General features: G+C 67.1%; 28 protein-coding genes and 1 pseudogene. 16 read left to right on the top strand and 13 right to left on the bottom strand.

Features of this window, described 5'->3' with window-relative positions; translation table 11 throughout:
* Nucleotides 1-615 precede the first annotated feature (615 nt).
* Entirely contained in the window at nucleotides 616-1,317 is a 702-nt protein-coding gene (locus C471_RS08110; RefSeq protein WP_004047977.1) for a S26 family signal peptidase, read from the top strand.
* Nucleotides 1,318-1,368: 51 nt separating this feature from the next.
* On the opposite strand, the gene C471_RS08105 is transcribed toward C471_RS08110, so the two are convergent.
* Complete coding sequence (locus C471_RS08105) at nucleotides 1,369-3,093, bottom strand: Cdc6/Cdc18 family protein (protein WP_049909123.1); 1,725 nt, start codon at nucleotides 3,091-3,093, stop codon at nucleotides 1,369-1,371.
* A 1,200-nt stretch (nucleotides 3,094-4,293) separates the two neighbouring features.
* Between C471_RS08105 and C471_RS08100 the strand changes: the two genes are divergently transcribed.
* The 4 genes from C471_RS08100 to C471_RS08085 all read left to right on the top strand — a co-directional run bounded on the left by C471_RS08100 (nucleotide 4,294) and on the right by C471_RS08085 (nucleotide 7,714).
* A complete protein-coding gene (locus C471_RS08100) occupies nucleotides 4,294-4,935 on the top strand; it encodes an Era-like GTP-binding protein (RefSeq protein ID WP_004047973.1) in 642 nt (213 codons plus the stop codon).
* Nucleotides 4,935-5,351: a DUF2073 domain-containing protein gene (locus C471_RS08095; RefSeq protein WP_004047969.1), complete on the top strand. Its 417-nt coding sequence runs from the start codon at nucleotides 4,935-4,937 to the stop codon at nucleotides 5,349-5,351. Before C471_RS08100 ends, C471_RS08095 begins: the two co-directional genes overlap by 1 nt.
* Nucleotides 5,352-6,065 (top strand): OapC/ArvC family zinc-ribbon domain-containing protein, encoded by a 714-nt coding sequence (locus C471_RS08090; RefSeq protein ID WP_049909122.1) that lies wholly within the window; start codon nucleotides 5,352-5,354, stop codon nucleotides 6,063-6,065.
* 467 nt (nucleotides 6,066-6,532) lie between these two features.
* A complete protein-coding gene (locus tag C471_RS08085; RefSeq protein ID WP_004047964.1) occupies nucleotides 6,533-7,714 on the top strand; it encodes an aspartate kinase in 1,182 nt (393 codons plus the stop codon).
* Between the two features lie 58 nt (nucleotides 7,715-7,772).
* Here the strand turns inward: C471_RS08085 and C471_RS08080 are convergent, their stop codons facing one another.
* A complete protein-coding gene (locus C471_RS08080; protein ID WP_004047961.1) occupies nucleotides 7,773-8,213 on the bottom strand; it encodes a hypothetical protein in 441 nt (146 codons plus the stop codon).
* Between the two features lie 145 nt (nucleotides 8,214-8,358).
* Here C471_RS08080 and C471_RS18435 point away from each other — a divergent pair, with 145 nt between their 5' ends.
* The gene (locus C471_RS18435; RefSeq protein WP_449272009.1) at nucleotides 8,359-8,448 is read left to right on the top strand and encodes a hypothetical protein; all 90 of its coding nucleotides are present in this window, start codon (nucleotides 8,359-8,361) and stop codon (nucleotides 8,446-8,448) included.
* On the top strand, nucleotides 8,448-9,317 hold the full coding sequence (locus C471_RS08075; RefSeq protein ID WP_004047959.1) for a DUF7089 family protein: 870 nt from the start codon (nucleotides 8,448-8,450) through the stop codon (nucleotides 9,315-9,317). The genes C471_RS18435 and C471_RS08075 overlap by 1 nt, the downstream gene beginning before the upstream one ends.
* 18 nt (nucleotides 9,318-9,335) lie before the next feature.
* Here C471_RS08075 and C471_RS08070 read toward each other — a convergent pair whose 3' ends face one another.
* Nucleotides 9,336-9,917, bottom strand: a complete 582-nt coding sequence (locus C471_RS08070) for a DUF7090 family protein (RefSeq protein WP_004047957.1) — start codon at nucleotides 9,915-9,917, stop codon at nucleotides 9,336-9,338.
* Nucleotides 9,918-10,072: 155 nt separating this feature from the next.
* On the opposite strand from C471_RS08070, the gene C471_RS08065 reads away from it, so the two are divergent.
* Nucleotides 10,073-10,645: a magnesium transporter gene (locus tag C471_RS08065; protein WP_004047955.1), complete on the top strand. Its 573-nt coding sequence runs from the start codon at nucleotides 10,073-10,075 to the stop codon at nucleotides 10,643-10,645.
* A gap of 97 nt (nucleotides 10,646-10,742) precedes the next feature.
* Nucleotides 10,743-11,258 (top strand): magnesium transporter, encoded by a 516-nt coding sequence (locus C471_RS08060; protein ID WP_049909134.1) that lies wholly within the window; start codon nucleotides 10,743-10,745, stop codon nucleotides 11,256-11,258.
* A gap of 41 nt (nucleotides 11,259-11,299) precedes the next feature.
* On the opposite strand, the gene C471_RS08055 is transcribed toward C471_RS08060, so the two are convergent.
* Nucleotides 11,300-11,743 (bottom strand): hypothetical protein, encoded by a 444-nt coding sequence (locus tag C471_RS08055; protein ID WP_004047951.1) that lies wholly within the window; start codon nucleotides 11,741-11,743, stop codon nucleotides 11,300-11,302.
* 91 nt (nucleotides 11,744-11,834) lie between these two features.
* Between C471_RS08055 and C471_RS08050 the strand changes: the two genes are divergently transcribed.
* On the top strand, nucleotides 11,835-12,512 hold the full coding sequence (locus C471_RS08050) for a class I SAM-dependent methyltransferase (protein ID WP_004047949.1): 678 nt from the start codon (nucleotides 11,835-11,837) through the stop codon (nucleotides 12,510-12,512).
* A gap of 379 nt (nucleotides 12,513-12,891) precedes the next feature.
* Nucleotides 12,892-13,779: a YkgJ family cysteine cluster protein gene (locus tag C471_RS08045; RefSeq protein WP_004047938.1), complete on the top strand. Its 888-nt coding sequence runs from the start codon at nucleotides 12,892-12,894 to the stop codon at nucleotides 13,777-13,779.
* 17 nt (nucleotides 13,780-13,796) lie between these two features.
* Here the strand turns inward: C471_RS08045 and C471_RS08040 are convergent, their stop codons facing one another.
* From C471_RS08040 to serB, 4 genes are all read right to left on the bottom strand, one after another.
* Nucleotides 13,797-14,381, bottom strand: coding sequence for a GNAT family N-acetyltransferase (locus C471_RS08040; protein ID WP_004047937.1), 585 nt, complete (start codon nucleotides 14,379-14,381; stop codon nucleotides 13,797-13,799).
* Nucleotides 14,382-14,440: 59 nt separating this feature from the next.
* Nucleotides 14,441-15,484, bottom strand: coding sequence for a Brp/Blh family beta-carotene 15,15'-dioxygenase (locus C471_RS08035; protein WP_004047935.1), 1,044 nt, complete (start codon nucleotides 15,482-15,484; stop codon nucleotides 14,441-14,443).
* Nucleotides 15,477-16,280, bottom strand: coding sequence for a lycopene cyclase domain-containing protein (locus C471_RS08030; protein WP_004047934.1), 804 nt, complete (start codon nucleotides 16,278-16,280; stop codon nucleotides 15,477-15,479). Before C471_RS08030 ends, C471_RS08035 begins: the two co-directional genes overlap by 8 nt.
* 119 nt (nucleotides 16,281-16,399) lie before the next feature.
* Nucleotides 16,400-17,047 (bottom strand): phosphoserine phosphatase SerB, encoded by a 648-nt coding sequence (serB, locus tag C471_RS08025; protein ID WP_004047931.1) that lies wholly within the window; start codon nucleotides 17,045-17,047, stop codon nucleotides 16,400-16,402.
* A gap of 98 nt (nucleotides 17,048-17,145) precedes the next feature.
* On the opposite strand from serB, the gene C471_RS08020 reads away from it, so the two are divergent.
* Nucleotides 17,146-17,349: a DUF7554 family protein gene (locus C471_RS08020; protein WP_004047929.1), complete on the top strand. Its 204-nt coding sequence runs from the start codon at nucleotides 17,146-17,148 to the stop codon at nucleotides 17,347-17,349.
* A gap of 3 nt (nucleotides 17,350-17,352) precedes the next feature.
* The gene (locus C471_RS08015; protein WP_004047927.1) at nucleotides 17,353-17,949 is read left to right on the top strand and encodes a 2'-5' RNA ligase family protein; all 597 of its coding nucleotides are present in this window, start codon (nucleotides 17,353-17,355) and stop codon (nucleotides 17,947-17,949) included.
* A 68-nt stretch (nucleotides 17,950-18,017) separates the two neighbouring features.
* On the opposite strand, the gene C471_RS08010 is transcribed toward C471_RS08015, so the two are convergent.
* The 4 genes from C471_RS08010 to C471_RS07995 all read right to left on the bottom strand — a co-directional run bounded on the left by C471_RS08010 (nucleotide 18,018) and on the right by C471_RS07995 (nucleotide 21,051).
* Complete coding sequence (locus C471_RS08010) at nucleotides 18,018-18,212, bottom strand: hypothetical protein (RefSeq protein WP_004047925.1); 195 nt, start codon at nucleotides 18,210-18,212, stop codon at nucleotides 18,018-18,020.
* Nucleotides 18,213-18,638: 426 nt separating this feature from the next.
* Nucleotides 18,639-18,848: a hypothetical protein gene (locus C471_RS08005; RefSeq protein WP_004047923.1), complete on the bottom strand. Its 210-nt coding sequence runs from the start codon at nucleotides 18,846-18,848 to the stop codon at nucleotides 18,639-18,641.
* Nucleotides 18,849-18,853: 5 nt separating this feature from the next.
* Nucleotides 18,854-20,290, bottom strand: coding sequence for a cytochrome P450 (locus C471_RS08000; protein WP_004047921.1), 1,437 nt, complete (start codon nucleotides 20,288-20,290; stop codon nucleotides 18,854-18,856).
* Between the two features lie 92 nt (nucleotides 20,291-20,382).
* Nucleotides 20,383-21,051, bottom strand: a complete 669-nt coding sequence (locus tag C471_RS07995) for a helix-turn-helix domain-containing protein (protein WP_004047920.1) — start codon at nucleotides 21,049-21,051, stop codon at nucleotides 20,383-20,385.
* An 85-nt stretch (nucleotides 21,052-21,136) separates the two neighbouring features.
* On the opposite strand from C471_RS07995, the pseudogene C471_RS07990 reads away from it, so the two are divergent.
* A pseudogene (locus tag C471_RS07990) lies at nucleotides 21,137-22,874 on the top strand (NADH-quinone oxidoreductase subunit D-related protein).
* 126 nt (nucleotides 22,875-23,000) lie between these two features.
* Here C471_RS07990 and C471_RS07985 read toward each other — a convergent pair.
* Nucleotides 23,001-23,234 carry a DUF2249 domain-containing protein gene (locus tag C471_RS07985; protein ID WP_004047916.1) on the bottom strand — a complete coding sequence of 78 codons (234 nt, stop codon included), beginning with the start codon at nucleotides 23,232-23,234 and terminating at the stop codon, nucleotides 23,001-23,003.
* A 239-nt stretch (nucleotides 23,235-23,473) separates the two neighbouring features.
* Here C471_RS07985 and C471_RS07980 point away from each other — a divergent pair, with 239 nt between their 5' ends.
* Together C471_RS07980 and C471_RS07975 are read left to right on the top strand one after the other, a co-directional pair.
* A complete protein-coding gene (locus C471_RS07980) occupies nucleotides 23,474-24,832 on the top strand; it encodes a hypothetical protein (RefSeq protein ID WP_004047914.1) in 1,359 nt (452 codons plus the stop codon).
* A 247-nt stretch (nucleotides 24,833-25,079) separates the two neighbouring features.
* Complete coding sequence (locus tag C471_RS07975) at nucleotides 25,080-25,703, top strand: hypothetical protein (RefSeq protein ID WP_004047913.1); 624 nt, start codon at nucleotides 25,080-25,082, stop codon at nucleotides 25,701-25,703.
* The last annotated feature ends 10 nt before the right edge of the window (nucleotides 25,704-25,713 follow it).

The raw sequence follows: 25,713 nt of genomic DNA, 5'->3' as shown, positions 1-25,713 counted from the left end.
GGACGGCTCAAAACGGTTCCGGAGCCCGTCGGTCTCCCGAGATCGATCGCGACCATCGGCGACCGGGACCCGGAAGCTTATGTCCGAAACCCGTCAACCCGGATGTAATGGACGAACGGGATCGGTCGGGCAGCGGCGACAAACCCGACCGGGAGACCGGGTCGGCGGACAACGATACTGGGAACGACGATCCCATCGACGGCGATCCTACCGGAGACACTGGCGATCCTGCTGGAGGCACTGGCGATCCTACCGGAGACACTGGCGATCCTGCTGGAGGCACTGGCGATCCNAGACACTGGCGATCCTGCTGGAGGCACTGGCGATCCTACCGGAGACACTGGCGATCCTGCTGGAGGCACTGGCGATCCTACCGGAGACAATTTCGGCGGCGACGACCCCACCGGCGACGGGGCGGGCGACAGCGACACCAGCGACGAGACGCCCCCCGAAACGGGTCCAGTGGCCGTCGCGGAGACATCGGGTGACAAACGCGCCCGAGCTTCCGGTGATCGGAGCGAAACCGGTCGAACCGGGACCGGAACAAGTCGGGAGCGAGCCGCTTCCGACGAGGGATTGTTGCACCGGTTCCGTCACGACAGGGTGGGGCCGCTGATGTGGGTTCGAGAGATGCTCACCAGCGTCGCCATTGTGCTCTTGATCGGCCTGATCCTGTTCGGAGTCAGCGGCGTGTGGCCGCCGATGGTCGCGGTCGAGTCCGGGAGTATGGAGCCGAACATGGAGGTCGGCGACCTCGTGTTCGTCACGGAGCCGGGGCGGCTCGCGCCCGATGCCGCCGGCAACGACATCGGCGTCGTGACCCACGAAGTCGGCGAGACCGTCGATTACCGGACGTTCGGGTCCTACGGCTCGGTCGTGATCTACCGGCCGCCCGGACGGACAGCCTCGCCGATCATCCACCGGGCAATGTTTCACGTGGAGGAGGGTGAGAACTGGTACGATCGCGCGGACGATCAGTACCACAGCGCCGCCGGCTGCGGCGAACTCAACCACTGTCCCGCACCCCACGACGGGTTCATCACGCTCGGCGACGACAACGCGAACTACGACCAAGCGAGCGGACTCGCCGCGCCGGTCAGATCCGACTGGGTGACGGGGGTTGCACGGGTCCGCATACCGTACCTCGGCTACGTGCGGCTAATCGCGACCGGACAGGCGGAGCCGAGTGACGTGCTGGCGACGAGCGTCGCGATGCAGACGGGGAGCGTCGGCATCGACGAAGTCAACGGTGGAGACACGGCCGACGCGAAGGCCAGCGTTTCGGGTGGAGGCGTGACCGCTGACGTGGTCGGCTGACGGAAAATCGGGGGATCCGACGGAAGGCGGAAACTCCGCGATCAAGCCGTCTCAGTTGTCGAACCGAGCCTGAACGAACGGCTGCGCGTTCTCGATGTCACCGAGCCGGGAGTCGGACAGGAGGACGGCCTCGGTCTCCTCGACGGGGACCGACAGACCCATCTCCTTCGTGCGGCCGTATCGTCCCTTCGAGACGACGACGGCGTTGACGATTCCGAGCATGTCGAGCTCGCTGATGAGGTCGGTGACGCGGCGCTGGGTGAGGACGTCGGCGTCGATCTCCTCACAGAGGCGCTTGTAGATGTTGAACACCTCCCCGGTGTTGATGTTGTGGACGCCGTTCTTCTCCAAGAGGATGACCGCGAACAGCACGATTTTGCTCTGGGTCGGAAGCGTGCGAACGACCTCGACGACGCGGTCGAGTTCGATCTTGTCCTGCGCCTGGCGGACGTGTTTCTCGCCGACGATTTCGGCCTGCGATCGCTCGGCGAGCTCGCCCGCGGTCCGAAGCAGATCGAGCGCGCGACGGGCGTCGCCGTGTTCCTGCGCGGCGAACGCCGCACAGAGGGGGATCACGTCGTCGGTGAGCGCGTCTTGTTTGAACGCGATGTCGGCGCGGTGCTGGAGGATGTCGCGGAGCTGGTTCGCGTCGTACGGCGGGAAGACGATCTCCTCCTCACCGAGGCTGGACTTGACGCGGGGATCGAGGAAGTCGGTGAACTTCAGGTCGTTCGAGATGCCCATGATCGAGATCCGAGACCTGTTGAGTTCCGAGTTCATTCGAGAGAGGTTATAGAGCGTGTCGTCCCCGCTCTTCTCGACGAGCTTGTCGATCTCGTCGAGCATGATCACGACCACGCGCTCGTGGTAGTCGACCGCCTCGAAGAACGTCGAGTAGACCCGATCGGTGGGCCAGCCGGTCATCGGTACCTCTTCCATCTCGTCGGCGTCGGTTTCGAGTTCATCGATCCGCGCGTCGACGTCGTCGAGGGTCCCGAACTCGGTGTCGGCGAGCACGGTCGGATCGTCGACAGCGTCGGATCGGAGCTCGCGACACCGGTCGAGCCGGTCCGCGATGACCGCCTGATTTTCCTCGATAAAGGTGTTCGCGAGCTGTGCGAGAACGCGATACTGCGTGTCCGTCACCTCGCAGTTGATGTACTCGACTTCGCAGGGCACGTCGTACTTCTGTGAGGTCGACTCGAGCTCCTGAGAGACGAACTTCGCGGAGGCGGTCTTCCCCGTTCCCGTCTTGCCGTAGATGAGGATGTTGGAGGGTGTTTCCCCGCGCAGCGCGGAGACGAGAATCGTCGCCATCCGGTTGATCTGGTCGTTACGGTGAGGAAGCTCGTGGGGGGTGTAAGACGGACGAAGGACTTCCTTGTTCTCGAATATCGGCTCTCCGGAGAGTAGGTCGTCGAACAAGCCCTGGTTGTCGTCGTCGTCGTCGAGGACGACGCCGTCGAAATCGACATCCGGAGAGGAGCGGTCTCGTCCGCCGCTCCCGACATCGATGTCCGTCGAAGCGTCACTCAATTGATTGGACCCCGAGTCAGTATCCGAGTCAGTATCCGAGTCTGGGTCCGTCGCGTCCGCTCGCGATGTCGAGCGATCGGATGGTCGCGATGAATCGGGTGATGACGGATCGTCGAGGTTAGCGATGGTTTCGTCAGATGCGCCGGTTTCGCCGGTCCCGTCAGTCCCGGATCGATCGTCAGCGATCCCGCTGTCGTCTCCTGATTCACCGGTCTGCGGTGTGTTCTCTCCTTCGTCCATTGGAACCCCCCTGTTTCAGGTGGAAGTCGACCGAACAACAACGACAGATGTCGTATACCGGCCTGAAACATCGATATTCGACTGAGACCGAAGTCGAATACGTCCAGTTGATGCAGTCGAACCAGATGAAGAGGGGGAACAAAAGTGTTACTCTCTGGACCCGAAACCAACCGTCCCAGTTGAGGGTCAACGACCAGATATCGTCGTCAATCTGGCCGTTAACAGGCAGAAATCGGCGGACAGGAAAGAGAGGTAGTGCAACTCGGTTCGAGTCCGGGCAGCCGTGATTCAAGTCCGGACAGCCGTGGTTCGAACTCGGACAACTGTAACGCGATCCGCTCATCGTTTCGGAGCCGTCCCAGAGCTGTCCTCATACTCTGTCTTCATACTCTGTCCTGCTTCGGTCTTGAGACCGTTCCTGCTTCGATCTTGAGGCCGTTCAGTCGTCCCGGTTATTTAACCGGATAATGAGTTCGTTCTGGTTTGACCTTGGTCGTTCTCTCCTGAGTGTTCGTTCTTTCGCGAGTTCTTCCGAGCGATCCCATGACCCCCCCACCCCTTTGTTTCGTGTGGAACTCGAAAATGGTGGGGGGAGGGGGTGAGAGGGGCTATTGTATAGCGGTAGTTTTATTATAGTTGCAATACAACAGTACCCTCGACAAAGCACCCCAAGTTATTTTATTATTATTGTTTGATGTAGTAAAGAGATTTACCTCTGGTATTTACACTCGGGGTACTACCGCCCGCCCCCACCCCCTACACCGATAACGGTCTCCACCCGAAACGAAGGGGTGGGGGAGGGGAAGAACCGAACTTCTCGTTGGGTTGCCTTCCAATCAGCTCTCGATCGTCGGTAACCTCTTCTCTGTCGTGGGTGGCTCGTCCGTCTGATCCGTTCGCCTGTCTCGTCCGTCTATTTCTCGTCTGTCCGCTCTCTGCCGCCGTTTTCCGTCAATTGATGGTATCCAGCCTTCGATCATTAAGAATGTATAAATAAGTACAGATAAACGTATACTCGATATCGAGCGTGTCACAACTTCACGGCCCGAATATCACCGGATCGGGACTGTCTGACGCAGTTCTTAAGTGAGAGGGGCGTGGATTCTATCTTAATTCCCCGAACACACCCTGGATATGTGGTATCGGGCGTTACCACACCGCACAGAGTGTTTGGGAGAGAACACAGGACTGGAGGTCAGGATGGGACTGCTCACGAATCTTAAAGACAGCATATCACGGGTCACCGACGGGCTGTTCGCGGCCGACGAACCCAAGCGGATCGGGATCTACGGACCGCCGAACGCCGGGAAGACGACCCTCGCGAATCGGATCGCACGCGACTGGACGGGTGACGCCGTCGGGCCGGAGAGCCACATTCCACACGAAACCCGCCGGGCGCGCCGGAAGGAGAACGTGGAGATCGAGCGCAACGGGCGAAAGGTCACCATCGACATCGTCGACACGCCGGGCGTGACGACGAAGGTCGACTACAAGGAGTTCCTCGACCACGACATGGACAAAGACGACGCGGTCCGTCGGTCGCGGGAGGCGACCGAGGGCGTCGCGGAGGCGATGCACTGGCTCCGCGAGGACGTCGACGGTGTCATCTACGTGCTCGACTCCACGACGGACCCGTTCACACAGGTGAACACCATGCTCATCGGGATCATCGAGTCGCAGGACCTCCCGGCGCTCATCCTCGCGAACAAGACGGACCTCCCCGGATCGGACGTCCAGCAGATCGCGAACGCCTTCCCGCAACACGAGACGATCCCGCTGTCCGCGCTGGAGGGCGAGAACATGGACGAAGTGTACACGAAGATCGCGGAGTACTTCGGCTAATGCCGGGCCCAACCCCTAACGTCGACGGCGACGACGCCCCCTCTGACGACTCCGACGACGGGGTCCGGATCGACATGATAAGCGGAGCCCGGATGGAGGGGCTCACCGGGATGGAGAAGATCCGGCTCATCCTCGACGGCGTCCGCGACGGCAACATCGTCATCCTCGAGCAGGGTCTCTCTCCGGACGAGGAGTCGAAGCTCATCGAGGTGACGATGACCGAGATCAGCCCCGACGACTTCACCGGCATCGAGATAGAGACGTATCCGAAGGCGGAGGCGGGCGATCAGAGCTTCCTCGACAAACTGATGGGTCGCAACTCGACCCAGAAGCTCACCGTCATCGGCCCAGCCAATCAGATCGAAACGCTGCACAAAGACGAGAACCTCATCAGCACGCTCGTCTCCCGTAAGTAAATGCCACACCAGTGTACCACCTGCGGTCGGACGTTTCCCGACGGGTCCAAGGAGATGCTCTCCGGCTGTCCGGACTGCGGGGGGAACAAGTTCCAGTTCAAGCCCGCCGGTGAGACGAGCGACGGACAACCCTCACCCGTCGGCGAGAAGCCGTCGGACACCGACCGCCAGTCGCCCGACGCTGACCGCCAGTCGCCCGACGCTGACCGCCAGTCACCCGACGCTGACCGCCAGCCTGCTCCCATCGATGATGGCGCCCCCGACGAGGGCGACGCCTCCGCCGCTGACACTCGCGATCCCGATTCCCGCCGACCCGACCCGAAATCGTCCGGGAATCAGACGCCAGACGCCCGAAACGCGGACTCGGAACACGTCCGCGACCGGAGCGAAGAGGACGTGGCCCAGGCGAGCGCGCGCTCGGATGTCGTCTCGCCCGACGAGCTCGACCGGGCGAGTCGGGACGTCGAGGGCGATTCGTCCTCGACCGGATCCGGTCCGGACGCATCGGACGATCCGGAGGGCCCCCGCCCCGATATCGACGACCTCCGCGACGAGCTCAACGAGCAGTTCGAGAGTATCCGTATCGTGAGCCCCGGGAAGTACGAGCTCAACTTGATGGAGCTGTACGATCGCCAGGAGTACATCATCTCGCTCCAGGAAGACGGTCGGTACGTCATCGAGATGCCCGACGCCTGGGGCATCTCCGACGAGTAACCCCACCCGCATCCGCTCCCGCAACCTCCCGTACCACTGACGACTCTCTCCGTTCTGTTCCCGTTCGACCCTCTGTTCTGTTCCCGTTCGACCCTCCGTTCTGTTCCCGTTCGGCCCTCCGTTCTGTTCTCGTTCGACCCTCCGTTCTGTTCTCGTTCGACCCTCCGTTCTGTTCTCGTTCGACCCTCCGTTCTGTTCTCGTTCGACCCTCCGTTCAGCGATCAGTCGATCGATCTCGGTCGCCCATCGACCCAGTTCGCGATCGATCCGAATTCTCTGGCGACCCTTGTCGAAGAAGACACAGTTATGCGGCTTCCTCCGTTACGGGCGCCCATGTCTATCGATCACACTCTCAGTGCAGTGTCTCGTTCGCTCTCTCTCCCGAGTCGGACGAGTCGACCGGGCCGACGGACGCGACTGACCCGACCGAGTCGGACGAGTCGACCGGCCGGTAGCGGGGTGCTCGTATGCGCGTAGTCGCCAAGTTCGGCGGAACGAGCCTCGGGAGCGGCGATCGGATCGAACGCGCGGCGGACTCGGTCGCGAACGCGGTCGCGGCGGGCCACGAGATCGCGGTCGTCGCGAGCGCGATGGGGTCGACGACCGACGACCTCCTCGACGACATCACCTTCGAGACGGACGACGCCGACCGCGCAGAGATCGTCTCGATGGGCGAGCGCACCAGCGTCCGAATGCTGAAGGCCGCGCTCTCGGTCCGCGACGTCGAGGCCGTCTTCCTCGAACCCGGTCACCCCGACTGGCCCGTGGTCACGAACGAGCTCGGCGAGGTCGACGTCGAGGAGACGAAGAAGCGCGCGCGAAAGATCGCCGCCGAGATGGACGGCGTGGTCCCCATCATCACCGGCTTCCTCGCCGAGGATCACGACGGGAACGTCACGACGCTCGGACGCGGCGGCTCCGACACCACCGCCGTCATGCTCGGCAACTACATGGACGCCGACGAGGTCGTGATCGTCACCGACGTCGAGGGCGTGATGACCGGCGATCCGCGCGTGGTCGAAGGCGCGCGCAACGTCGGGCGAATCACCGTCGACGAGCTCCGAAACCTGTCTTTCCGCGGTGCGGAGGTCGTCGCGCCGTCCGCGCTCTCGTACAAGGACGAGGAGCTCGCGGTCAGGGTCGTCCACTACCAACACGGCGACTTACTCAGGGGCGGCACTCGGATCGAAGGGGAGTTCGAGAGCCTGATCGACATGCGCGAGGAGCCGCTCGCGTGTCTCACCATCGCCGGCCGCGCGATCCGGAACCGCTCGGGTATCCTCTCACAGCTCGCGAACGCCCTCCGCGAGGAGGACATCAACATCGACGCGGTCGCCTCCGGGATGGACTCGGTCACGTTCTACGTCGATGTCGATAGGGCCGAGACGGCCGAGGCGCTGCTCCACGAGGCGGTCGTCGACGACGAGACGCTCTCCTCGGTGACCGTTGCCGACCCGATCGCGGTCATTCGGGTGACCGGCGGCGAGCTCCCGAACCAGTCCGGCGTCATCCAGGAGATCATCGCGCCGCTCGCCGACGCCGGGATCAACATCATCGACCTGATCACGAGCGCGACTTCCGTCGCGGTGTTTGTCGACTGGGACGACCGCGAGGACGCACTCGAAATCGTGCAGGGTCGATTCGACTGATCGCCGTTCGGTATCGGCTCGACTGATCGCTTTTCCACTCGCTCAGGTCTCGGTTCCTCTATCGATCCAGTTCGGACGGATCGATCGCGTACCGGGTCGTCCGTCGCCCTTCGAACCGCGGTCCCGGCCCGGCCGACGAGAACCCGGCGTTTTCGAGGACGTCTCCGGTTCGCTCGTCGTTCGGAACGACGACCTCGACGCCCATCTCTTCGCGTCGCGCGAACCGACGCGGCTCCTCGAACAGCCGGCGGATCACCGCTTCGTCTCCCTCGAAGTCGGTCACGTGTACGGTCTCGCCGCGTACGTCGAAGGCGACGAACCCCGTGACGGTCGAATCGTCGCCGGCGGTCTCTTCGCTATCCACACTACTCTCTCCGCTCCCCGCCACCGCGACGCGGACCGAGCGGTCGTGGATCATGTTCTTAACGACTCCTCGGGGCCGATCCGTCGCCGTCGCCAGCTCTTCGACGTCCGACTCAAGCGCGTCACGGATTCGCATACTACGCGTATCCGGCGTTCAGACATAAAACCGGTGTCGACGCCGGGGTGTCGCGGCGCGCCTCGATCACAGTTCACCGACGAGGCTCGTCCGCGGTCTCGCCGAAGAATATAGCTTTAAACGACCGGCGGACGCAGGAACCTCCATGAGCAAATCCACCAAGATCGTCGTCGGTACGATCGGCGTTTCGGCCGCCCTGTCGGTCCTCATCATTCTCTCGTACGTCTTCGCCTGATGTTCTCGACCCGTCCGCTCGACGACGACCTCGACGCGGTTCGCGAGGCCCACGCTCCGGGCTCGCCGGTGCTCGACGTCGACGCGGACTTCGAGACGCTCCCCCCGGCCTCGGCGGAGGATCTCGGACTGTTCGTCGACGGGCTCTCGCCCGCGTCGTTTCCGGTCGAATGGCTCCCCGACGAGTCGCCCGACCTGCTCCGGAAGTACGCCGGACCGGCTTTCACGGTGGGGCTTCCGGGAGACGGAACCGTCGTTCGAACCACCCAGACCGACCCGCAGACCGTACTCGTCAAGCACCGAGCCGAAGGGACGCCAGACGACTTCCTCGCGTTCCTGATCGCGGACCGGTTGGTCCAAGTCGGCGTCGAGCCGGTACCCGACTCGTTGCCCGAGGGGGCCCCCGGCTCTCGGCTCCCTGAGAGTTTCCTCCCGTTCTTCGGCGAACGCTACTGCGACCTCGACGCCGCGATCCGGCGCCCCGATCCCGAAACGGGCGCCTCCACGACCGGGTTGGGCCCCAGCGACGTCTTTCAGATCGCGGCGGCGCTGTTCGACGCGTGGGTCGGGTTGTACACCCGCGACGTCTTCGCGTCGTGGGAGGGCACCCGTCCCCGGTTGTTCGACGCGTGGATCGACGCCGGCGACAGCCTCGAAGGGCGGCTCGGCGAACTTGCGAGCGAGGTCGCTCGGGGGGAGACCGACTTCGCGAGCGCGAGCGAGTACGCCTGCTCGGCGGTCCGTCACGGCCTCGATCTGCCCGCGCCGTTCGCGGCGCTCGACACCGCGGCGTACCGCGACCGCGGCGCTCCCTACGCGGTGGCGTGGGCGGAGAAGACGGTGGCGTCGATGGTCGAGGCGTCGGAGTAGCCGGGGAGTCGGAAATCCCTACTTCAGGTCGACGGTCACGTTCCCGTCGCCGTCGAGCTCGATGACGCCCTCGAACAGCTCCCGGAACCGGTCCAGCGTCGCGACCTCGTGGACCTCTTCGGAGAGGTGGAAGATGCCGACCGCGTCGTGTTCGTCGAGGAGGTCGAGGATGTCCGCGGCCGCCTCGTACACCGCGTTGTCGTCGGCGTAGTACGCCATCTCCGTGAGCGAGTCGACGGAGACGCGTCGCTTCCCCTCGTGTTCGGTGAGGAACCGCTCTACCCGATCGACGACCCCGTCGAGGTCGTCCGGCGCGGAGACGTAATACACGTCGTCCGAGGAGCGGCGGGAGTATCCCCGTTCGACGGAGAGCGTGTCGAGGATCGTCGCCTTCGTCTCGTCGACGTCGTAGTACTCCAGCTTCTGTTCGACCTCGCGCGCGGTGGTCCGCGTGGAGACGACGAGGAAGGCGTCGGTGTCGGTCTTCAGGAAGTCCGTGTCGATCCGGTCGGTCTCGCCGATGCTCGGGTGAACGAGGAGCAGCCCGGTTCCGCCCGGGATCGTTTCCGGCCCGTTTTCGATGGCGAGCGAGTAGTCCATGGGATCGGGAAACCGCCCGACCGACTTAACGATGCGGGGCACGGCGGTCGGCGGTGGTCGGCGGTTGTCCGCGTCGCGGCTCCGCCCATCGCTCACGTTTCGTGACCACCCGCTCCCGGCCGGTTTTTTCACCGTCCCCTCCGTCGGCACGGTCGATGCCCGGTCACGACACCGCCCGCGACGTCTACCGACAGGCGCTTCCGGTGATCCTCGTCAGCCTCGTCGCGGGGCTGTTCTCCGGGACGATCCTCGGGTCGGAGACGATGCGGGCCGGCATCTCTGAGGTTCCGGGCCTCCTCCTGCTGCTTCCGGCGTTCCTCGCCACCCGGGGCGGGGTCTACGGCTCGCTCGGCGCGCGGCTCTCGACCGGGCTCCACCAGGGGCTCATCGAGCCGCGCTTCCGGCTGGACCGCCGGCTCACGAACGCGATCCTCGCTTCCTTCATCAACGGGATGACCGTCTCCGTGTTCATCGCGGTGATCACGTTCCTCTGGCTGCGGCTCTTCGGGAACGCCGGGAACCTCCTCGAACTGGTCGGGATCATGGTCGTCGCCGGCTTCCTCTCGGCGGTGCTCATGATCTCGGTGCTGATCGCCGTCATCTTCGTCGGCTACCGGCGCGGGCTCGACCCCGACAACGTGATCGGCCCCGTGGTCACCACCCTCGGCGACGTGTTCGGGATATTCTTCCTCCTCGTCGGGATCTACGTCGTGGGGGCGGTCCTATGAACGTCGTGGGGGCGGTGCCGTGAGCTCGACCGACTCCGGAGGCGACGGGGACCGCGAGTACGTCGACGAGTGGTCGATCCGCCGGATCGTTCGGACGATGATCCCGCTGTTGGCCGCGCTCTCGGTGCTCCAGCTGGTCTCCGGCACGGTTCTGGAGACGTTCGAGGAGACGCTCGTGACGAACCCCGCGCTCCTCGTGTTGGTGCCGGTCCAGATCGGGACCGCGGGCAACCTCGCGTCGATCACCTGCTCGCGGCTCACCACCCAGCTCTACCTCGGCACCTACGAGCTGAGTCCGTCGAACCCGGACCTCCGCGCCAACGTCGGCGCCGTGTTCGCACTCGCGGGCACCGTCTTCGGCGCGGTCGGCGTCGCCGCGTGGGGGATCGGCGTCGCGCTCGGCGGGACCCTCGGGCTCGGACGCGTGCTGCTCGTCTCGCTCGTCTCGGGGATGCTCCTCGCCGTCCTCGTCGTCGTCGCCAGCGTCGCCGCGGTCGAGATTTCCTACCGCGTCGGGCTCAACCCCGACGACACCACCATCCCCGTCGTCACCAACCTCTGTGACGTCGCCGGCGTGCTCATCCTCTTCGCGGTCGTCTCGGTGGTCGTCTAACCGGCGAGGGTCGATCCCGATCCGAACCGATCTCGCCCGTCTCAGAACACGCTGTCGGCGGTCGCGGCGCCGACCACGCTGAACACCGCCCCGACCGTGATCGCCTTGAGCGTCGTCGCCCAGAGCTCGGCGCCGGCCACGCCCTGGTCGACGAGGAAAGTCGCGGGCGCGTCGAACAGCAGCGCGAGCACGGCGACGGAGCCGAACGCGACGATCATCAGCGAGACGAACCGAACCGGGATCCCGGCGACCTCTCGCTCGTCGTCCGGGTCGCGGTCGGTGTCGGCGCGGTAGAGCGCCGCGTAGCCGATCAGGCCGACGACGCCGGCGGTCAGCACCGCCTGCAGCCAGTTCATCCCCGCGGCCAGCTCCCACACCTCAGCGGTGACGACGAACGGGCCCGCGAGGAGGAATCCGCCGACCGCCTGCTGTGCCGAGTCCGCGATCCGGTACTTCGGTCGACGGAGGCTCCGCGGGCGTTTCATACTCCCTGAAGCGGTACCGATCGATAAAACGACGACGCTTTTCACCGCCCAAACGACGACGCTTTTCACCCGTCCGGACGTTCGCCCGCGTATGAGCGTTCGCGAGGAGTTCGACGAGTGGGCGGCGGCGGGGAAGGACCGCGGCATGGAGGACCGGCACTGGCACACCGCCAAACACGTCCTCGCGCGGATGCCGGTCGAAGACGGCGACGCCGTCCTCGACCTGGGCACCGGCTCCGGATACGCCCTCCGCGCGCTCCGCGAGCGGGGGATCGGTCGGGCGTACGGGCTCGACGGCGCGCCCGAGATGGCGCGCAACGCCCGTGGCTACACCGACGACGACGCGGTCGGGTTCCTCGTCGGCGACTTCGACGCGCTCCCCTTCGCCGCCGACTCGCTCGATCACGTCTTCTCGATGGAGGCGTTCTACTACGCGGCCGACCCGCACAACACGCTCGAAGAGATCCGCCGGGTGCTGAAGCCCGGCGGCACCTTCTACTGCGCGGTCAACTACTTCGCGGAGAGCGAGGAGACCCACGCGTGGCAGGAGAACATCTCGGTCGACATGACGCTGTGGAGCCGCGCGGAGTACCGCGAGGCGTTCCGCGAGGCGGGGCTGTACGTCGCCGCACAGGACGCGATCCCCGACCGCGAGATCGAGATCCCGGACGCCGCCGAGTTCCCGACCGACGACTGGGACTCCCGCGAGGCGATGGTCGACCGGTACCGGACGTGGGGAACGCTGTTGACCGTCGGCGTCTCGCCCTGAATCCGTCGTTTCGTTATTGATCGTCGTCGCTGTCGGCGGATCGGCGGTAGACGCGTTCGACTCTCTAGATACCCCTCTGTGAATTGCTGATAGCAGATCGGCGGTGAACACCTCCAAAGCCCCAGCCCGCGAGGCTGCTCCTTTGAGTCCCACCCGTCCGCGACCGCACTGCACCTCACGCCTCCCCAGCCTCGTCGGGCGCGTCCTGCGGGCTCCCTTCGGTCGCCCTCGTCGCGCCCGACTCCCTCGCACGCGCTGACTCGCGGCCGCCAGAGGCGGCCGCTCGCAGGCGCGCGCCGACCGCAGTTGACTTTTCACCTCTCTCCTCGCGTCCGGCGATCCCTTTTACGCATGCGGACTCTTCTCACACACGATCACCATGGAACTCCGTTGCGAGGGCTGCGCCGGCTGCTGCGTCGACTGGCGACCGCTCGCGCCCGAGGCTGCGGGTTCCGACCGAACCGGGAGCCGCCCGCCGCTCGACGATGCCTACGACCTCGTGCCGCTCGCGCGCGACGAGATCGCCGGGTTCCTCGACGACGGTCTCGGCGACGTGTTGGTGCCTCGTCTGTTCGAGCCAGCGGAGGGCGACGACGCGGTCCGGATCGACGGCGTCGCGGTCGCCGCCGCCGGCGGCCGCCCCGTCTTCGCGGTCGGCCTGCGGAAACCCCCGAAGCCGGTCGCGCCGATCGGCACCGACGAGCACCGGTGGCTCGACGCCTGCGTCTTCCTGGATCCGACCACGCTCCAGTGCCGGATCCACGGCGACGACCGCTATCCGCGAACCTGCTCGACGTACCCCGCCCACAGCCTCGAACTGGACGCCGAGACAGAGTGCGAGCGCGTCGAGGCCGCCGGCGGCGGCGACCGCCTCCTCGACTACGCGATTCCCGACGACACCCCGCCGCTCCCGTTCGGGCCCCGAGCCGCCGGAGCGACCGTCTTCGCGTACCCCGACCCCGACGACCTCGATGGCGTGATCGACCGGCTTCGGGCGGAGCGGCTCACCTCCGACGACCGCGCCCGGTTCGTCGGAGCCGCGGTCGGCTCCAGCCCCGGATCGCTCTCCGTCGACCGCGACCGAATGGCCGAGGCCAGGGCTCGCGCCCGCGACGCCGACTCGTGGGCGGGCCGAGCGATCAGGGGGTGGAACGAGCGGACCGCGGGCGACGGCGACCTCGTCGGACTCGACCCGGACGACCGCGAGCGGCTGGTCCGAGAGCTGGAGGACGACCCCGGCGCACCGAAAACGCCGGGGTGGGAGTGAGCGAGACGCCCCTGCTCTCACCCGTCGATCCGCCGCACGGCGAGCGCGCCCTCGCAGGTGCACTCGGTCTCGCACTTTGGGCACTCCGACGCGGGCCGATCGATCGGCTCCCGGTGAACCGTCTCGTAGCCGTGGCGGTCGAACAGCCGCTCCGGTGAGTCGTCGCCGCCGTGGTACCACGAGTCCGCGAGGAACAGGTCCACGCCCGCGTCCGCCCCGACCTCGTGAAGCCGGTCGAGAAGCCGGCTCCCGATCCCCCGCCCCGTGGCGCCGTCCCGGACGTATCCCATCTCCAGGTGCCCGTACCGCTCCGCGGCGGGGACGAGCTCCGGGTCGTCGAAGAAGTACATCTCGTCGGCGACCGCGCCCGGCTCCTCGAACTCGCGGAGCGCCATCACGCCGAGGATCGGGCCGTCGCTACCGTTTCCGGCGTCCGCGTCGCCGCCCCCGTCGGCCTCCACCGCGACCAGGACGTGGTACGTCGGGTCGTCGAGCCCGAGGTCGACGCCGTAGGAACTCCCCTCGCTGAAGTGCGCGGTGATGAGCGCCTCCAGTTCGTCGGCGTCGCCCGGTCGCGGGTCGCGGATCGCGATCTCGTCCATTCGTCACGCGGTACGGCTCCCGGGGGCAAGAGGGGTGCGGTGTCTGCACTGCTCTCGCGCTATCCGCCGATCCCCGGCCGCCAGACCCCCTGCCGCCGGTCGAGCCACGCGGTGACGACGACGTGCGGGAGCGTCAGCGCCGCGATGCCGACGAGCGACGCCGCGAGCAGGCCGCCCGGCGCGGCGACGCCCGCGGGGGCTGCGAGCCCGATCCCGGCGAGCCCGGCGAACCCCCCGAGCGTGAGCGGGGCCGCGTCGCGGGCGAACCGGGCGAGCGCCCGCCGAACGCCGCCCTCCCCGAGCGCGGCAGCCGCGTTTGGGTCGATGAGCATCAGTCGCCCCACGTGTCGGAGCGCGTGCCAGAGCGCGAAGTACACCCCGATCGCGAACACCGGCGCCGCGAGCAGGAACCACGCCCACAACACCGCGACCTCGCCGGAATCGCGGAGCCACCCGCGTCGCGAGGCGCCGCGGCGGACCCGCGCGTACCCCACCCCGACCGCCGAGAGCGTCGCCGCGATCACGACTCCGCCGACCGCCAGCCGCGTGGCCGGGACGAAGAGGGGGTCGACCGCGGCGGCCGCCGCGCCCGGCTCGACGAGGAACAGCCCCACGACCCACTCCGCGACCAGCCGGTACTCGTCCGGGTGCGAGAGCAGGGGGACACCCATCGGGAGCCCGCCGCGGACGACGAGGCTCAGCCAGCGCTCCGCCGAGGTGGGGAGGTGCTCGACGCCTGCGAGCGCGAGCGCGGCCACGTCGCCCTGCCCCCAGTGGAGCCACGTGAGCGCGACGAACCCGGCGAATGCACCGACCGGCGCGAAGAAGAACGCGGCGACGACCGCCCCGCCGAGGACCGCGTAAACGACCGAGACGACCGCGATCGACCGCCGGAGCGACACCCCCGGGGCCGCCCGCAGCGGGACGAGGTGATCGACCGCGCCGTGGGCCATCCCGACGAGGAGCGTGCCGAGCGCGAACGTCGCGACGCCGAGTTCGACCGGAAACAGGGGGGTCGCGGCGCCGATCGGCAGCAGCGCGGCGAGCGCCAGCGCCGGGTACAGCGCGAAGAGCCGATCCGCTTGCGCCGTCGCCTCAGTCATCGCCGGGTTCGGGGACGAGACGGGTGTCGGCGTCGGCCTCCTCCGCGGGCGAACCGGCCGCGGTCCCGCGGTCGTTCCAGTCGAGGACCCATTCGAACAGCACGAGCCCGTTGACGGCCATCAGGCCGGCGGCGAAGAAGAAAATCATCTCCTCGATCGGGAGGCCGAGGATGGCGATTCCGGTGGTGAACTCCTCAGCGATGCGCCACGTCCCCATACCGATCGCGATCCGGTCGACGATCCAGAAGTACCCCGCCGGTAGGAGCGTCGCGGCGAGCCACGTTCGGGGCGTGCGGGCGAGATAGCCGCCGCCGACGGCCCACTGGAGCGCCAGCACGGGACCGACCCACGCGATCACCCCCCCGAGGTAGAGCAGGGAGGCGTCGCGGCTGGCGAGCCAGAGTCCGCCGCCGAGCATCGCGACTCCCGCGAGCACGCCGGCGGCGCGCGGGAGGCGGTCGAAGTCGCTGTCGCGGAACGTCGGATCGAACCCGAGTCGGTGGAGCGCGAACGCGACGACGAGCGTCTGGATCGCGAAGTAGAGGTACTCGCCGAGCGGGACCGACAGGGCGCGGACCACCACCGCGCCGTCGGCGTACGACCACGCGCCCCGGCGGATCATGTAACTAATCCACGGCGTCGTGTACGCGTACGCGATCGCGACGAGGACCGCGATCCCGGCCGCTGCGCGTCGCCGTCGTCGCCCGACGTGTCGCGGCGCGAGGTACCACAGCGCCGCCAGCACCGGGAGGCTGAAGACGAGGTGGAACTGCAGGTACGTCGGCGCGGGGATCATCGGCCCACCCGGTCGGAGACGGCCATACGGGGACGGTTCGACTCGGTCGCCATGAAGGGACCGTCCAAATTATCGCGACCGGATCCGCCGGGGCCGTTCGACTTCCCCGCTCCCCCGGCTCACTCGGCCACGGTGAGCACGTCGTACCCTTCCAACACCTTCCCGAGCCGGAACATCGAGGCGACGACCGCGTCGCACACCGGTCGGACCGCGTCCTTGGGGACGAACCCGATCGAGATACCCGCGACTTCCAGCATCGGGAGGTCGTTCGCGCCGTCGCCGACCGCGACCGTCGAGGCCATCGGGACCCCGAGGTCGTCCGCGAGCGCGGCGAGCGCGTCGTCCTTCGTTCCCTCGATGAGCGGCCCCTCGGCCTCGCCCGTGAGCCTCCCGCCGGCCATCGGGAGGCGGTTGGCGACGATCGTGTCGGCCTCGACGCCCTGTTTCGAGAGGGCGCGCTCCACCCCGCGCTCGAACCCACCCGTGAGCACGGCGACGTGATGCCCCTCGGCCTGCAGGCGCTCGATGAGCTCCCCGGCGCCCGGACGGAGCGCCACCTCGTCGAACGCGGCGTCGACCTCCTCCTCGCCGAGCCCGCCGAGCAGTTCCGCGCGCTGATAGAGGCTCTCGGCGTAGCTGAGCTCGTCGTTCATCGCCCGCTCCGTGATCTCGGCCACCTCGTCGGCGACGCCCGCGCGGCCCGCGAGCAGGACCGTCATCTCGGAGTCGGAGAGCGTGCCGTCGAAGTCGAACGCGATGAGACTCATGGGACTCGTTCGTCGCGGAGGGGTTTTGAAGCACCTGATCGCGCAACGGTGGCGCCTCCCCAGTGGTCTTTTTGCCCGTGGGGGCCGTCGACCTCACCATGGACCGAACAGACGCCGACCGCGCCGACGTCGACGTCGACGACCTCCTGAAGGTGATCCTCCTGCTCGCGATCGCGTGGCTTCTCTTGGAGATCGTTGACACGGTGCTCGATCTGACGTTCGCGCTCTTGGACGCGATCCCGACGCTCCTCGCTATCGCGATCGTCGTGTTGATCGCCTTACGGCTCACCGATCGGATCTGAGACATGTTTAGCCTGAACGTCCCGCTCCCGCCCGCCGTCGATCGGCTCGCGGCGGATCTCCAGTCGAAACGATCGGGGTTCGATCGGATTCGCGACCGCCGCACGCTCGTCTGCAAGCGGTTCGGCGTCGACGACGTGCCCGATCGCGTCGCGCGCGACGACCGGGCCGGGGGCGGCGCGAGCGCGTCCCCCGGCTCTCCCGCCGACGGGCCCGCTCCCCCCAAACCCGACGCGCTCGACGCCCTGCGCGAGGACCTCCGCCCGCTGCTCGCGGGGACCGACCCCTTTGACGTCGCGGTGACCGGAATCGACGTCTTCGACGCGCCCGTGTCGGGGTCGGGACCGGTGCTCTATCTGACCGTCGAGAGCGACGCGCTCGTCCGGGTCCACCGGCGGCTCTGCGCCGCGTACGGCGCGGTCGAGGGGATCGAGGGCGACGAGTACGTGCCGCACGTTACCGTGGCTCGCGGCGGGGATCCCGAGCCCGGAATCGTGGCCGATCTCGTCGGCGTCGAGTTCGAGCCCATCCGGTGGCGCGTCCACGCGCTCGACCTGTACGATCCCGAGTTTCGCGAGGTCGCCGCGTCGATCGAGTTGTAGACACCTCCCCTCGTTATCGTCGTCGGAGTGAGACGATCGTCACGTATTCGACATCGGGAACGCGTTGCTTAGGTCGATCTCTCGTTCGAAGCGGCTATTCGCTGGAGTCCGACGTAGAACACGGGACTCAACACACCGGTCAGCACGACTCCGCCGGCTAGTGGGAGGACGCCTGTCGGATCCGGGAAGATCACGAAGGAAAGGCCGAATCCGAGGAGGAAGGCCCCGAAGATCGAGAGCGGCAGTATCACGCGGGAGTTCATATCTCAAACACACTATCCGAATTTAATAAGCGTATGTGCTCGATTTCCGGTGAACACGGATCGTCAACGGATCGACAGTGACCATCTCCAAAGCTCCCAGCCGCTCGCGTATAAACGGTTGATGACGGATCGACGACGAACACCTCCAAAGCCCCAGCCGTGAGGCGGGCGCACGCTCGCTGCGGTCCTCAGTCGGTCGCTACCGCTCCCTCCTTGCGGTCCTTGCGTCCCCTGCGCCCGCCTCACGGCTGCCCCTTTGAGTCCCACCCCGATCAGCACCGCCCCGCACCTCATACCTCCCCAACCTCGCCGCTCGCGCTTAAAAGCGCTCGCGGCATCCCTCGCGCGGGCTGCTCGCGGGCCGATGGCCCGCTCGCAGGCGCACGCCACCGCAACCGGTTTATAAATACCACGTCGCCATCGCGGTCACTCTCGCTCGGCGTGTTTACGACCCGAATCGTCGCTCTCCCTCCGGTCGTCGACCGCGTGGTGCGGCCCGACCGGACCGTGCGTCGGACAGACCCCGGCGATCGGAGTCGCGTTGAGACAGCAGGCGCGCTGCTGGCTCGCGATGACTCCTTGAGTGAGGCGCTCGCCGCAGCGCCGGCAGTACGACCCCGGTTCGTCGCTCGCCATCCCGATCAGCGCTCGCGGATCCGCATCGGCACCGGGTGGTCCGGGTGCATCGTCAGCGAGCCGCGCAGCGAGAGGTCGGGGCCCTCGTACTCCAAGTCGTACTGCGAACAGACCTTCGCGAGGATCAGTTTGGCCTCCAGAAGCGAGAACGCCTTCCCGATGCAGTGGCGGGGCCCGCCGCCGAACGGGAAGAAGGCGAACCGCGGGCGTTGACTCCGGCGTTCCGGTTTCCACCGGCTCGGATCGAACGCGTCGGGGTCGTCGTACCAGCGCGGGGAGCGGTGGACCACCCACTGCGGGCACATCAGCGTGGTCCCCTCCGGAACCCGATACCCCCCCAGTTTCACGTCGAGCTTCGGCTCGCGGAAGAGGGTGTAGACGGGCGGGTACAGGCGCATCGACTCGTTGAGCACGCGCTCGGTGAACGCCATCTCGCGGGCGTCGGCGGCGGTGAGGGCGGCGGCGGTCGCGTCGTTCGCTGCGCGACCGCCGTCTGTCGCCGCCTCGGCCTCCCGCGCGACGCGCTCCCGGGCCTCCGGGTGGTTCGAGAGCAGGTAGAAGGTGTAGGTGAGCGCGAGCGCGGTGGTGTCGTGACCGGCTAGTAACATCGTCACCAGCTCGTCGCGGAGGTTCTCGTCGGTCTGCTCGCCGCGGTCGCGGGCGCGCAACAGGACCGAGAGGAGGTCCATGGGGAGGTCGCCGGAGCCGTCTCCGTCGGGGCCATCTCCCGCCGGGCCGCGTACCGCGACGCCCTCCGGACCCGCCGGGTCGACGGCGGGGTCGCGCTCGGTCCCGCGACGCCGGTCGACGATCCCGTCGATCACGGATTCGAGGGTGTCGACCGCGGCAGCGAACTCGCGGTTCTCGCGGGTCGGCGCCCAGTCCGGGATCAGGAAGCGGCGCGGGTCCGGCTCGAACCGGGCCCCGAGCGGCTCCAGTTTCTCCTGGACCGTCCGGACCTCCTCGTCGGTGATGTCGGCGCCGAACATCGCGGAGACGATGATCCTGACGGTGAGTCGGGCGACCTCCAGCTGCACGTCGACGACCTCGCTGTCCTCCCAGTCGGCGAGCTGCGACTCGGTGTGGCCGACCATCGTCCCCGCGAGCGCCCCGATCCGGCGGCTGTGGAAGGAGGGGTTCGCGAGCCTGCGCTGGCGCTGCCACGTCTCCCCCTCGCTCATGAGGAGCCCGTCGCCGAGCAGGCGGTCCATCGCGCCGTCGCCGAACTTCGGCTTGCGGTACCGCTCGGCGTCGGAGACGAGCACCCGCTCGATGTCGGCGGGGTTCGCGAGCAGATACGTCTCGCGGGGACCGAGATCGAACCGAGTCACGTCGCCGTAGCTGTCGGCGCAGGCGTGCATGAACGAGAACGGGTCGTCTGCGAACCGGCGACCGCTCCCGACGAGGGGGTCGCCGTGCGGTCCGGGCGGCGTGGCGGACATGGGGAGATCGGAGGGCTCAGCGCGCTTAAACGTTCGGCGGAAAGGGACGCCTCCCGTTCGAGGGCGTTTCGGCGGCGTCAGTCACCGCGCTCTCACGGCAGGTCGCGTAGCTCCATGAACGCGGTCATCATGGCCGACTCGGCCTTGCGGAGGTGCTCCGACGCGGTGCTCGGCGAGGCGTCGATCCGGTCGGCGACCTCCTCGACGGTCGCCGCCCGCGGGGACTCGTAGTACCCGCTCTCGACGGCGGCCGCGAGCGCGTCGAACTGCCGGTCGGTCAGCCCCGGATCGAAGAGGTCCTGTCGCCAGTCGTACTCGCCGATCCGGAGCACGGTGGTCTCGATCCGGTCCGGGAACTCCGCGAGCGCGTCACCCAGGGTCTCGCCGGTGCCGATCACGGTCAACTGAGCGATTCCGTTCGGGCGGAAATCGATCGGCGGGACGACGACGATACCGGGCCGCTGGAGCGGGGCGAACATCGCCTCGTCGACCGCGTCGCGTCGCTGCGTGAGGAAGACGTAGTGTCCCGTCTCGTCGATCCGGGTAACCTCGAACTCCCGGATCCGGTCGACCGATCGGAGCGCGTCGGCGTACACGTCGATGTCCCCCTCCACGTAGAACAGGAACGTGTCGTCCGGTTCGCTGAGGACCGTTCCGTGGAGGAGCACGTCCCGATCCACCGCGTCGGATTCGTCGATGAGCCGGTGTACCGGGTGGATCAGATCCGGCGGAAACCGAAGCTCGATCCGGAGGTACTTCACGTCGACCAGATCCGGATTCAGAGCTTATAAAAACCCGTCTTGATCCGGCAGAAGCGTCGGGTCCCCCGGTCGCGTTCGTCTACGCATGTCGACCGACGCGCGGATCGAACAGACGGACCCCGACGCGGAGACGGACCCCGACGCGGAGACGGACCCGTTCTCGTCGATCGCGGAGCTGATCACGGCACGCGAGACGCACCTGAACGCCCCCGCCGCCCGGATCCCCCCGGACGCGACGCAGGAGGCGCTCTCGACGCTGAAACGGGAGGCCGGCTACGATCACCTGGCCTGCGTCACCGCTCAGGAGTACGAGAACCGGTACGAGTCGATCTATCACCTCCGCTCGTTCGACGATCCGACCCGCGAGGTCAGCGTCGTCGTCCCCGCCGACAAGGACGCCCCGGTCTCGGAGTCGGCCGAGCCCGTGTTCCGAACCGCCGACTGGCACGAGCGCGAGGCGTACGACCTGATCGGTATCGAGTACGACGACCACCCGGACCTCCGTCGGATCCTCCTGCCCGAGACGTGGCAGGGCCACCCGCTCTCGATGGACTACGACGGGAACGGGCCGCAGATCGTCACGCTCTCGGAGAACGAGCCGATCGAGCCGGGTTCGTCGGCGTCGACCGGGAGCGACACGATGCTCCTCAACGTCGGGCCGCACCACCCGGCGACCCACGGCGTGCTCCACCTCCAGGTCACGCTCGACGGGGAGGACGTCGTCGGCGTCGAGCCCGACATCGGCTACATCCACCGCTGCGAGGAGCAGATGGCTCAGTCGGGGACGTACCGTCACCAGATCATGCCGTATCCGGACCGCTGGGACTGGGGCGGCGGCGGCCTGCTCAACGAGTGGGCGTACGCGCGGGCGGCCGAGGACCTCGCCGACATCGAAGTCCCCGAGTACGCGCAGATCGTCCGCACCATGGGCGCGGAGTTCAGTCGGATCCTCTCGCACATGCTGGCGCTGGGGGCGTACGCGCTCGACGTGATCGGCGACTTCACGGCGACGTTCATGTACGCCATCCAGGAGCGCGAGCGCGTACAGGAGATCCTAGAGGATCTGACGGGACAGCGGCTGATGTTCAACTACTTCCGGCTCGGCGGCGTCGTCTGGGACCTCCCCGAGCCTCGCGAGGAGTTCTTCTCGACGATCCGCGCGTATCTCGACGGGCTCCCGCGTCGCCTCGAGGAGTACCACGACCTCCTGACTCGGAACGAGATCCTCCAGATGCGGACCGTCGACACCGGTGTGTTGCCGCCGGAGGTCGCGAAGGAGTACGGGACGACCGGTCCGGTCCTTCGCGGGTCGGGGGTCGACTACGACCTGCGCCGCGACGACCCGTACGGGTACTACGACGAGCTCGACTGGGACGTGGTCACCGAGGACGGCTGCGACAANCGACCCGTACGGGTACTACGACGAGCTCGACTGGGACGTGGTCACCGAGGACGGCTGCGACAACTTCAGCCGCCTGCTCGTCCGGATGCAGGAGGTCGAGGAGTCCGCGAAGATCATCGAGCAGTGCGTCGACCTGCTGGAAGGGTGGCCCGAGGACGAGCGGAACATCCAGGCGAACGTGCCGCGCACGCTGCGGCCCGACGACGACACCGAGATCTACCGCGCCGTCGAGGCCGCCAAGGGCGAGCTCGGCATCTACATCCGCGCGGACGGGACCGACAAACCCGCCCGATTCAAGATCCGCGGCCCCTCCTTCTCGAACCTGCAGGCGCTTCCGGAGATGGCGACCGGCGAGCGGATTCCGGACCTGATCGCCTCGTTAGGAAGTCTCGACACGATCATGGGCGAAGTCGATCGGTGACTCCCTCCCGACCGTCCCTCCGCTCACCCGGTCATCCTTCCGGCCGTCCCCGAACGCACCCGACTCGGTTTCGGAACCGTCCGGAAGCGGACGCCGTGGGGGTCCACCGGCCTCAAAGGTGTCCGATCACTCGTGTCGGATCTCGACGTACCACGCCTCGGAGCCGTCCGAGGTCGTCTCGTGTCGGAAGCCGCGTTCTTCGAGGACTTGATACAACGGCTCCGGCTCGAAACTGTTGATCAACAGCAGCGTCTCGTCGTCGGGGAACGCTTCGAGTTCGGCCGTGATCTCTCCGAACGGCTCACCGTCGATCTCTCGGACGTCCAGGCATCGATCCGCCTCGTTTCGCTCGGTGACCATATTCGTTCAAGGGTCACCGACGAGGTGCGTGTTCCCCCGAACGTATTCGGGGAGACTCGCCGTGAGCGGTCGACAGCCATTCCCTTCCGCTCGACGCGCACCGGACACGAGGGTACCTCCGAACGTGTTCCCGTCTCCGGTCGCGTTCGGTTCCGCCCCGGTGAGGGTCGGTCCGCGGCCGGCGGAAGGGGAACATCTTCGGTGGTATCGTCAGGTGTGCGGAGAACGTACCCGGACCCATGGGCGCCATCCCGGGTGACATCGAGACGGACCAACAGCCTCCGATGACGGTCCCGTTACGACATTTCGTCGTCGGGCTCGCCTTTCTCGTCGCGGGAATCGGACTGGGGATCGGCTTACACCTGAACGCCGTTCCGGGACTGGGACGGCTCGCTCACGTCCATCTCCTGTTGGCCGGATGGATCTGTATCACGATCATGGGGGCGATGACGCAGTTCGTGCCCGTCTGGTCGGGAGCGACCCTCTACTCGCGGCGTCTCGCGAATCTGCAGCTGGGGCTCGTCGTCGCCGGTCTCTCCGGGTTCGTCGGCGCGTTTCTCCTGGTCGAGACGACGTGGCTGATCCCGTTCGCGGTCCTCATGCTCGTCGGCTTCTGGGTCTTCGCGTACAACATCGTCCGAACGCTCGGCACTGTCGAGGAGTACGACGTCACCGAACGCCACTTCCTCGGCGCACTCGGGTTCTTCCTCGCGTTGACCGTTCTCGGCGTCCTCCTCGCGGTTGACTTCACGATTCCGACGCTCTCGCGGGTCGGCGTCGGCCGGTCGGGGGTGGTGGGTGCCCACGCGACCCTCGCGGTCTTCGGTGCCGTTCTCACGACGGTGTACGGGGCGCTGTACCAGCTCGGAACGATGTTCACGCAGACGGAACTCCACGGGATCGACCACCGCCTTCGATCCGTCGAGGAGATCGCGCATCCCATCGGCGTGATCGCACTCGCGCTCGGTCGCCTCGCGGCTCACGACCCCGTTGCGCGGATCGGCGGCCTGTTGATCCTGTCCGCCGCGACGGCGATCTGTCTCGTTCTGGCACGCAAACTGTACGAGATGCGAGTCGAGCGGACCCCGATGCACACGCGGTACGTCGTGGCGGTGGGCGCACTCGCGCTGTGGGTCGCCGTCTCGGTGCCCGCCTGGATATCCGACCCGTTGACTCGGGACCAGCTGCTCGGCGCGGCGAACGCCGGCCACCTGCTGCTGTTGGGAGCGATCGGGTTCGTCGTCGTTGGGACGCTGTATCACATCATTCCCTTCGTCATCTGGGTCAACCGGTACAGCGATCTGTTGGGACTGGAGGACGTGCCCATGATCGACGACCTCTACGACGACCGGCTCGCCGCGATCGACGGGGTCCTACTCGGCGGCGGAAGCGCGCTGATCGTCGGATCGAACCTGCTGGGGGTCGCCGGAACCCCGGCGCTCCTCGGCGGGCTACTCGTTTGTGCCGGCGTCGCAGTGTTCGTGTTCAACATGGTCTTCGTGTTACTCCGTCACAGCCCTCACTCGATCGATCGGATCGTCCTGGGGTCGTTCTCGCCGCGCCGCGTGCGCGACCCCGATGAGGCGCCCGAGGAATGAGTGAGGCGCCCGAGGAATGAGTGAGGCGCCCGAGGAATGAGTGAGGCGCACGAGGAGTGCGTGAGGCGCCCGAAGAATGAGTGAGGCGCACGAGGAGTGCGTGAGGCGCCCGAAGAATGAGAGGGTCGAGCGAGGTCTACGCGCTCGCCGGCCGGCCGACGGGGCCGCCCGGTTCCGAATTGACCGGGTCACTGCCCCGAACATGTACGGGAGTAGAAGCACCCATCTCGGTCTCGAACGTGCGCGTATGCCCAGCTTTCCGTCTCCGTTCGGGTCCGATGACGGCGACCTCTTCGACGGGTACGACGAGTTCGTTCCGGACCACGTCCCGAGACCGGGCGAGTTCCTCGAGCCTCACGACCTGCTCACCGGGGCCGACCACGTCGCGTTCCACCGGCTCACTCGCGACTGCTTCGAGGACCGGAAGGTGTACGATATGACGTTCAACTACAACCTCGCTCGGCTCAACCTCGACACCCGCCACACGAGTGCCGGCTACCGCTACGCCGTCGAGCGTGACGACGGTGGCGACGCCGTCGAGGCGGCGGACGTCGACCGCGTGCTCCGCGCGGAGTTCACGCCGACGACCCCGTTCTGCCCGCAGACACACACGCTGACGATCGGGTCGTTTCGGGCGTGGAACGGTCTCACTGACCGCCACGAGTACGACCTCGTTCGCGTCCGAGCGGCGCCCATGCACCAACAGAGCGAGGCGATCAACGAACGGCTCGTCGAACTCGAGGAGGGCTATCTCGAAACGGGAGACGTGACCGCCGACCCGGAGGGCGGTACCGAGACCGGATCGAACCCCACGGAACGGGCGATGGGGACCGAGGGTCCGAGTCGCGGATCGACGGACGCTCCGTTCTGACCCCGCCGGA

Origin of the sequence: Halorubrum saccharovorum DSM 1137 (assembly GCF_000337915.1) — an archaeon.
Lineage (GTDB): Archaea > Halobacteriota > Halobacteria > Halobacteriales > Haloferacaceae > Halorubrum > Halorubrum saccharovorum.
Note: the sequence above shows the minus strand (reverse complement) of the source record. Positions and strands in the feature narration are given on the sequence as shown.

What these genes read in the sequence shown, in the direction of transcription:
- C471_RS08055 (WP_004047951.1), bottom strand. Translation starts at nt 11,743, where the DNA reads ATGAAACGCCCGCGGAGCCTCCGTCGACCGAAGTACCGGATCGCGGAC.
- C471_RS08065 (WP_004047955.1), top strand. Translation starts at nt 10,073, where the DNA reads ATGCCCGGTCACGACACCGCCCGCGACGTCTACCGACAGGCGCTTCCG.
- C471_RS08075 (WP_004047959.1), top strand. Translation starts at nt 8,448, where the DNA reads ATGTTCTCGACCCGTCCGCTCGACGACGACCTCGACGCGGTTCGCGAG.
- C471_RS07975 (WP_004047913.1), top strand. Translation starts at nt 25,080, where the DNA reads ATGCCCAGCTTTCCGTCTCCGTTCGGGTCCGATGACGGCGACCTCTTC.
- C471_RS08110 (WP_004047977.1), top strand. Translation starts at nt 616, where the DNA reads ATGTGGGTTCGAGAGATGCTCACCAGCGTCGCCATTGTGCTCTTGATC.
- C471_RS08090 (WP_049909122.1), top strand. Translation starts at nt 5,352, where the DNA reads ATGCCACACCAGTGTACCACCTGCGGTCGGACGTTTCCCGACGGGTCC.
- C471_RS08080 (WP_004047961.1), bottom strand. Translation starts at nt 8,213, where the DNA reads ATGCGAATCCGTGACGCGCTTGAGTCGGACGTCGAAGAGCTGGCGACG.
- C471_RS07985 (WP_004047916.1), bottom strand. Translation starts at nt 23,234, where the DNA reads ATGGTCACCGAGCGAAACGAGGCGGATCGATGCCTGGACGTCCGAGAG.
- C471_RS08105 (WP_049909123.1), bottom strand. Translation starts at nt 3,093, where the DNA reads ATGGACGAAGGAGAGAACACACCGCAGACCGGTGAATCAGGAGACGAC.
- C471_RS08040 (WP_004047937.1), bottom strand. Translation starts at nt 14,381, where the DNA reads ATGGACGAGATCGCGATCCGCGACCCGCGACCGGGCGACGCCGACGAA.
- C471_RS08070 (WP_004047957.1), bottom strand. Translation starts at nt 9,917, where the DNA reads ATGGACTACTCGCTCGCCATCGAAAACGGGCCGGAAACGATCCCGGGC.
- C471_RS08020 (WP_004047929.1), top strand. Translation starts at nt 17,146, where the DNA reads ATGGACCGAACAGACGCCGACCGCGCCGACGTCGACGTCGACGACCTC.
- C471_RS08030 (WP_004047934.1), bottom strand. Translation starts at nt 16,280, where the DNA reads ATGATCCCCGCGCCGACGTACCTGCAGTTCCACCTCGTCTTCAGCCTC.
- serB (WP_004047931.1), bottom strand. Translation starts at nt 17,047, where the DNA reads ATGAGTCTCATCGCGTTCGACTTCGACGGCACGCTCTCCGACTCCGAG.
- C471_RS08050 (WP_004047949.1), top strand. Translation starts at nt 11,835, where the DNA reads ATGAGCGTTCGCGAGGAGTTCGACGAGTGGGCGGCGGCGGGGAAGGAC.
- C471_RS08085 (WP_004047964.1), top strand. Translation starts at nt 6,533, where the DNA reads ATGCGCGTAGTCGCCAAGTTCGGCGGAACGAGCCTCGGGAGCGGCGAT.
- C471_RS08000 (WP_004047921.1), bottom strand. Translation starts at nt 20,290, where the DNA reads ATGTCCGCCACGCCGCCCGGACCGCACGGCGACCCCCTCGTCGGGAGC.
- C471_RS08005 (WP_004047923.1), bottom strand. Translation starts at nt 18,848, where the DNA reads ATGGCGAGCGACGAACCGGGGTCGTACTGCCGGCGCTGCGGCGAGCGC.
- C471_RS08010 (WP_004047925.1), bottom strand. Translation starts at nt 18,212, where the DNA reads ATGAACTCCCGCGTGATACTGCCGCTCTCGATCTTCGGGGCCTTCCTC.
- C471_RS08015 (WP_004047927.1), top strand. Translation starts at nt 17,353, where the DNA reads ATGTTTAGCCTGAACGTCCCGCTCCCGCCCGCCGTCGATCGGCTCGCG.
- C471_RS08060 (WP_049909134.1), top strand. Translation starts at nt 10,743, where the DNA reads ATGATCCCGCTGTTGGCCGCGCTCTCGGTGCTCCAGCTGGTCTCCGGC.
- C471_RS08035 (WP_004047935.1), bottom strand. Translation starts at nt 15,484, where the DNA reads ATGACTGAGGCGACGGCGCAAGCGGATCGGCTCTTCGCGCTGTACCCG.
- C471_RS18435 (WP_449272009.1), top strand. Translation starts at nt 8,359, where the DNA reads ATGAGCAAATCCACCAAGATCGTCGTCGGTACGATCGGCGTTTCGGCC.
- C471_RS08045 (WP_004047938.1), top strand. Translation starts at nt 12,892, where the DNA reads ATGGAACTCCGTTGCGAGGGCTGCGCCGGCTGCTGCGTCGACTGGCGA.
- C471_RS08095 (WP_004047969.1), top strand. Translation starts at nt 4,935, where the DNA reads ATGCCGGGCCCAACCCCTAACGTCGACGGCGACGACGCCCCCTCTGAC.
- C471_RS07980 (WP_004047914.1), top strand. Translation starts at nt 23,474, where the DNA reads ATGGGCGCCATCCCGGGTGACATCGAGACGGACCAACAGCCTCCGATG.
- C471_RS08100 (WP_004047973.1), top strand. Translation starts at nt 4,294, where the DNA reads ATGGGACTGCTCACGAATCTTAAAGACAGCATATCACGGGTCACCGAC.